General features: G+C 64.2%; 6 protein-coding genes. All 6 read right to left on the bottom strand.

Annotated features, from left to right (window positions below):
• A partial coding sequence (locus tag EN969_RS17530; protein WP_127419270.1) for an aminoacetone oxidase family FAD-binding enzyme occupies window positions 1-618 on the bottom strand: 618 nt, incomplete at its 3' end.
• A 108-nt stretch (window positions 619-726) separates the two neighbouring features.
• Window positions 727-1,464: a dienelactone hydrolase family protein gene (locus EN969_RS17525; protein WP_063168200.1), complete on the bottom strand. Its 738-nt coding sequence runs from the start codon at window positions 1,462-1,464 to the stop codon at window positions 727-729.
• Between the two features lie 110 nt (window positions 1,465-1,574).
• Complete coding sequence (locus EN969_RS17520; protein WP_063168201.1) at window positions 1,575-2,873, bottom strand: MFS transporter; 1,299 nt, start codon at window positions 2,871-2,873, stop codon at window positions 1,575-1,577.
• Window positions 2,870-3,547: a FadR/GntR family transcriptional regulator gene (locus tag EN969_RS17515; protein WP_063168202.1), complete on the bottom strand. Its 678-nt coding sequence runs from the start codon at window positions 3,545-3,547 to the stop codon at window positions 2,870-2,872. The genes EN969_RS17520 and EN969_RS17515 overlap by 4 nt, the downstream gene beginning before the upstream one ends.
• 102 nt (window positions 3,548-3,649) lie before the next feature.
• Window positions 3,650-4,345 carry a 4Fe-4S dicluster domain-containing protein gene (locus EN969_RS17510; protein ID WP_063168203.1) on the bottom strand — a complete coding sequence of 232 codons (696 nt, stop codon included), beginning with the start codon at window positions 4,343-4,345 and terminating at the stop codon, window positions 3,650-3,652.
• Window positions 4,346-4,434: 89 nt separating this feature from the next.
• Window positions 4,435-4,745: trimethylamine methyltransferase family protein (locus tag EN969_RS17505; protein WP_206525168.1), on the bottom strand; the 311-nt coding region annotated here is incomplete at its 5' end.

Below are 4,745 nucleotides of genomic sequence, written 5' to 3'. Positions count from 1 at the left end.
CGGCGCCAGCCGTTCGAGCGTGTTTGCGTCGAAGGTCAGCGGCACCAGCGCCGGCCGCGTTTCGACGATGGCAAGCCCAAACTGTCCGGCAAGCTCGTAGCCGAAACCGGTCGCCCCCATCTTGGGGATCGACTTGCCGCCGCAGGCCACGACCAGAGACTGGCACCTAATCGTGCCCGTGGAGAGAGTGAGCACAAACCCCTCCACGGTTTTGCGGACATCCTCAACGCTGGTCGACAGCACCAGTTCGGCGCCCTTGTCCTGCATTTCCGAGACCAGCATGTCGATGATCTGGCGTGCGGAGCCGTCGCAGAACAACTGCCCAAGCGTCTTTTCGTGATAGGCGATGCGGTGGCGTTCGACGAGGGCGATGAAATCGCGTTGCGTATAGCGGCTGAGCGCCGAAATGCAGAAATGCGGATTGCCCGACAGAAAATTCTTCGGGCTGGCATGGATGTTGGTGAAATTGCACCGGCCCCCGCCGGAGATGCGGATCTTCTCGCCAGGCGCCGCCGCATGATCGAGGATCAGTACAGAACGGCCGCGCTTGGCCGCCTCCACGGCGCACATCATTCCGGCGGCACCCGCGCCGATGATCACGACATCATAGGATTGCATCAGGCTGTTCGTTCCCGCTCGGCCCACTCATCCGGCGCAGCGCATTTGTGCTGCCTGATACCGCGAACGGGGCGGACAGCCAACAGGCAAGAACAGCCAGGCAAAGGCTCAGATCAGCGTCTCTGCGAACAACGTCGTCAAGCGCTTCCAGTGGCGTTCGGCGCCCGCGGCATTGAAAACGCTGTGATCGGGCACGCACCAGCCATGCGCCATGCCGGCATAGTTCTCGATGACATGATCTACTTCCGCAACCCTGAGCGCCTCGGCCAGCCGCGCCGACTGTTCCGGCGGGAAACTCCTGTCGACGCCGGATGTGCCGACATAGACGCGCGCCTTGGTCGAGGCTGCCTTGCGATGCGGGCTGTCGGCGGCGTCGCTGGCGAGATTGCCGCCATGGAAGCTTGCGGCCGCTTTTATCCGTTCGGGATAGGTTGCAGCCGCATTCAATGATCGACCGCCGCCCATGCAATAGCCGATGGTGCCGATCGGCCCGGTAATGCCTTCTGCCGCAAGCGCATCGAGGAACGCACCGCTGTCGCTGATGGTCATGTCCTGCGTCGTGCCGGTGACCAGCGCCATCAGCGGGATTTTGGTCTTTTCCTCGGCGAAGGCGGTCTTGGCGTCGAACGGCCCGTAGGGTGCATTGCGGTAGAACAGGTCGGGCACCAGCACCGCATAGCCTTCATTCGCCAGTCGCTCGGCCATACTGTCGAGCGCCGGCCGCGGACCAAAGGCGTCCTGATAGAGAATGACGCCGGCCTTGGCAGGAGATGCGTTTGCCGAGCGGAAAAGCCCGGCATTGGCAACACCATCCCTGGTCTTGATCTGAAGGTCGTGTTTCGTCATCGCTCGCTCCGTTCGACAGATGCGCGATACATATCCGCGCAAGCCTATACGGCAAGGCGCTCCCTGAGCATGGCAGTCAAAATTTCGTGCGGGATTGCGTGACGCTATTGCTAGCCTTCTCGCACCGTCCGCGCACCGACATGCAGCGCGCGGCCGGCACCGAGCCCCATAATGGCTACGCCAAGCCCGAGCGCGACGAACAGGAACGCCGTTCCCGAAAAACTGCCGGTCCAGTCGCGGATCAGGCCCACCAGCAGCGGGCCGAATGCCGCCAACACATAGCCGACGCCTTGCGCCATGCCTGAAAGATGCGCGGCGACATGCGAATCCGGCGAACGCAGCACGATCAGGCTCATGGCAGCCGCGATCAGGCCGCCCTGCCCGATGCCTTGCAGGATCGCCCAGAACAGCACGGTCGAGGTCGGTGCGAACAGAATGCCGAGCAGCGCGATCACCGCCGTGGCAACGAGCGCCACATTGATGCCGCGCTGGTCTTTCAGCCGCATCGCGAAGGATGGCACGGCGAGGCAGGTGATGACTTGCGCCATGACAGACACCGAAACCATGGCGCCGGCGGTGGCCGCATCGAAGCCACGCTCGCGCAAGATCGGCGCCAGCCAACCGAAGATGCAATAGGCAAGTGCCGACTGCAGGCCCATGAACAGCGTCACCTGCCAGGCCAGGCGATCGCGCCAGAGACCAACGACGCGAAAGCCCCGATGACTGACCTGCCGACGGCTGCCCAGCGCCTGCGGAATCCAGATCAAAAGCACGACCAGTGTAGGCACCGCCCAGGCAGCAAGTGCCCCGGACCACGAACCGGTGACAAAATGCTCGATCGGCAGTGTGAAGCCGGCGGCGGCCGCCGAGCCGGCACAGAGCGCCATGGTGTAGAGCCCGGTCATGACGGCGGCCTTGTCGGCGAAATCTCGCTTCACCAGGCCCGGCAGCAGCACATTGCCGATGGCAATGGCGCCGCCGGCAAGGAAGGTGGCGACAAACAGCAGGGGAACCGTACCGAACCAGCGCAGGCCGGTTCCCAGCACCAGCAAGGTGAGCGCCCCGAGCAAAGTGCGCTCGGCTCCATAGCGCTGGGCAAGTCTTGGCGCGAAGGGCGCGAACAGACCCAGGCACAGAACGGGCAGCGTCGTCAGCAGGCTGGCGCCCGTCGTCGACAGTCCGGTTGCCTGCATCACCTCGGGCAGCAGTACCGACAGGCTGGAAAACAGCGGCCGCAGGCTGAAGGCGATCAGCACAAGGCTCGCGCCAAGCACGATGCGCGCCGCACGGCTGCGCAGTTCAGGCGGCTGCGGCGCGGGCAGGCTGTCGGCCTCGGCATCGATGAGTTCCAGACCCTCGATGGCGGCGGATTGCGCCGTCGGGTCAGGCTGACGAAAACTCTGGTTCATTGCGAAAGCAGTCTTTCAAGTTGGGCAAGCACCGGCGCCATGAAGGCGCGAACGGCGGCAACGGCGCGCTCGGGATTGCTCGCGGCAATGGCGTCGACGATAGCCGCATGCGCCTGGTGGTCCGGTTCGGGCAGATCGCCGTCGATGGTGGCATGGATGGTCTCGGTGATGGCGGCGGTGAAGAAGTCGTAGAGCTCCATCATCGCTTTGTTGCCGGACGCCGCGACAACCGATTTGTGGAAAGCGAGATCGCGCCGGATGAAGGCATCGCTTCCGCCGTCCGCGACGGTGCCGCGTTCGGCAAGCAGTTGCCGCATCGTCTCAAGATCGGCTGGCGTGTGGCGCATGGCGGCGAGCCGTGCCGCCTCCAGGTCGAGCGCCGCCCGCGCCTCCCACTGATCGCGCAGGCCGGTGCGCTTGACCCGGTCGAGCGCGGCAGAGGCATCGACGGTAGAGCGCACATATGTGCCCGAGCCCTGGCGCGTATCCAGCAATCCTTGCGAGACCAGCACCCGCACCGCCTCGCGCACCGTGCCGCGGCTGACCGACAGAAGGTCGGTCAGGGCTGCCTCATTGGGAATGCGCTCGCCGACGCCCCAGCGGCCGCTGACGATCTCCGCACGCAGGCTGCTGGTGGCGCTGTCGGTGAGATTGGTTCTGGTGGCGGGTTGCATAGGCCTATTCATAAGTCATCAGATGACTTGATGAATAGGCCTGCTTCTAGCTGCCGTCAAGATGCTCATCGAAGCCAACGAGCACCATGCAATGGGAACGGATCAGCTGGTGGCCCGTGCGAAGCTCGCCATGTGAAAGGCCTGGACCTCCGGCGGATAGCGATACCCCGTGCCATAGGGGCACGCATTGCGATCGAGGCAACCGCCGCTGCGGCAGGGTTCGCCATTCGCTCCCCCCACATGCGCCAGGCAGGATTGATAAGCGAATCCTTGCACGGAATAGGCGTCGACCGGGCAGGATTTCAGGCAGGGTTTCTCGGCGCAGCTATCGCAAAGGTGGGGCGCTGCCTCGGCAACTTGAACTGGAATTTCGTCGTCAAACAGCAGCACACCGCGGTAGGCATGCCATAGCCCGTAGCGCGGATGCATGAGGATGCCGAGCGGCGACGGTTTCAGCCCCTCCGCCCGCATCGCCCATTGCTGGAACGGCAGATAGGGCTTGTCCGACGGAGAAATCGCCCGTGCGCCAAAATCCTGCGCCACGGCGCCGATCACTTCGCGCGACCATGTGTCGAGCGGATTGGCGATTGCCTGTGGCTGTTGCTCCCACCAACGCAGGAAATGCGGCCAGGGTGCCGCGCCCGCCTGCCCCACCAGCAGGACGGCCGCTGCCGGCGCACCCGATGATCCCGTTGGCGGCGCATCGCTTGGCGTAAAATTGAAGCCGCCGCGAAGAACAAGGCCGTTGGCGAGAAGCGCCGCAGCAATGCGGTCAACGCTGCCGGCGGGCGTAATCATCCCTTCTTGTCCGGATCGGAGAACGCGCTCCGCCAGACTTCCTTGTGGATGATGTTGGCGACTTTAGCCCCGCCTGACTCGGGCTCCTTTCAAGTGAAGGCGTCGGGCATCGACCCCTTCTTCTTGGCGATGAAGTCCTTCAACGCTTCGTCGATGCTCGGATCGAGATGCGGCGCCTCATAGCTTTCCAGCCAGCGGCGCGCGAGTTCGTTGGCGCGCTGCGGCGCTGTCTTCTCGCCTTCGGCCAGCCACTGCTCGTAGGAATTGTTGTCGGCGATGTTGGAGCGGTAGAAGGCGGTCTGGAAATTGGCCTGGGTGTGGTCGCAGCCGAGATAATGGCTGCCCGGCCCGACCTGGCGGATGGCGTCCATCGCCTGGCCGTTTTCCGACAGGTCGACGC

The sequence above is a fragment of the Mesorhizobium sp. M7A.F.Ca.CA.003.01.2.1 genome (assembly GCF_003998945.1).
In the GTDB taxonomy this organism is placed as follows: domain Bacteria; phylum Pseudomonadota; class Alphaproteobacteria; order Rhizobiales; family Rhizobiaceae; genus Mesorhizobium; species Mesorhizobium ciceri.
This window is presented reverse-complemented; position numbering and strand designations above follow the sequence as displayed.